At 46.8% G+C, this 1,744-nt stretch carries 1 protein-coding gene; it reads left to right on the top strand.

Annotated elements, in window-relative coordinates:
* Positions 1-135 precede the first annotated feature (135 nt).
* Positions 136-1,656, top strand: a complete 1,521-nt coding sequence (locus ACWYVB_RS24050; RefSeq protein WP_080619272.1) for an ISNCY family transposase — start codon at positions 136-138, stop codon at positions 1,654-1,656.
* Positions 1,657-1,744 lie beyond the last annotated feature (88 nt).

Below are 1,744 nucleotides of genomic sequence, written 5' to 3'. Positions count from 1 at the left end.
CTGTGATCACCAAGCGATTCTGTCGTACCTTAACTACCAAGCGACTTTGTCATTACAATAACTACCGAGGGAAATTGACGGAACTCATTAGCGTACCTTTTAAAGTAATTAAATCAGCTTTAGAGGGTGCTAAGGATGTTCTACATGGATTCAAAATCTCAATTCACTGTCGATATCATTAGCAAAGTCATCGATGGCAGGATCAGTATCAATAGCGCGGCTACCTTGCTGAGCAAATCCCGCAGAACCGTTGAACGTTACCTCAGTCGATACCGGAAAGAAGGCATTCGCTTCGTGATCCATGGCAACAAAGGTCGGAGCCCCGTCAATAAAATCTCTGAATCGCTCAAAAAGGAAGTTCAGGATCTTATCCAGACCAAGTACTACGACTTTAACCTCCAGCATCTCGCTGAACTTCTGGTGAAGAACGAAGGTATCGCGGTTAAACGAGAAACTTTACGTACCTGGGCACACGCCATTCATCATGTAAAGCGCTCTAAGCGGCGTAGAAGCCGCGTAAGAAAGTACAGGGAGCGGATGGCATCGTCGGGCTTAATGCTTCAGATGGACGGCAGTCCGCATCGTTGGTTCGGCAATGAACGCTCTTGCCTGATCGCTATCGTGGATGATGCGACCAGTGATATTCACGCTGAGTTTTTCCCTTCTGAAACCACCGAAGGTTGCATGAAAGTCATGCGGGCTTACATTGAGAAGCGTGGCGTGTTTAAGACGCTGTATGTTGATAGAGCAGGTATCTTTGGCGGTCCTAAACGCAGCAATTTCTCACAAATGCAGCGAGCCTGTGAAGAGCTGGGTATTGAAATTATCTTCGCAAATTCTCCTCAGGGTAAAGGGCGTATTGAACGCGCCTTCGATACCTTCCAGGACCGCCTTGTGCCGGAATTACGGCTGAATAAGATTACGGACATGGACAGCGCTAACCGCTACTTACAGGAAGAGTTCATCCCCAATTACTGGGTGAAAAACGTCATGGTTCAGCCTAAGAATCAACGCTCTGCGTTCAAGCGCTTACCACCTGAGCTGGACTTAAACACCATCTGTGTTCAGAAAGAGTACCGCACGATACGACGTGACCACACCTTCAGCTTTGACAGCAAAATGTATGTTATCGACTCGCCAATCCGTTATTCAATCGAAAACCAAAAAGTAGAGATCCGGTGTCAGTTCGATGGCTCTTTCTCTGCCTATTTTGGTCATCGCAGGCTCGACATTACAGAGTTAGTTGAGCCTAGGAAATGTCACGAATACGGTATGGAAGTCCAGAGGAAAATCGAGGCTGTGGAGCTTGCTGAGCAGCTAGGTAGCGTACTGAAGGCGGCCCGAATCCTAGGCTGTTCTCGTCAGACCCTTTATAACTACCAACAAATCCTGGAAAAAGAAGGCCCTGTGGGTCTGAAACGGATCAACAAGCCGTTGAAGCGCAGCAAAAACCGCATCCCGGAAAGCACCGAAGATAAGATTATCGAGCTGACATTACAAAACCCTCATACCAATGCCATACAGCTGATGAAGATGCTTAAGCAGCACAACATAACGGTGAGTAGTTCAACTATCCGAACCATCTGGAAGAGAGAGCAACTGAACACTAGAGAACTCAGGATCAAGCGCTCTCAATTAATGGATATCGAAGTGTAAGGTGAATAAGTAGCATGAGAGCTAGACTATAAGAGTACGACAAAGTCGATTGGTACTTATCCCGTCAGGTTCCCTCAGTAATGACAAA

The sequence above is a fragment of the Vibrio sp. JZG10 genome (genome assembly GCF_054064075.1).
Note: the sequence above shows the minus strand (reverse complement) of the source record. Positions and strands in the feature narration are given on the sequence as shown.

Bases quoted from the DNA above. Each gene is read 5' to 3' on its own strand.
- ACWYVB_RS24050 (WP_080619272.1), top strand. From the start codon at position 136: ATGTTCTACATGGATTCAAAATCTCAATTCACTGTCGATATCATTAGC.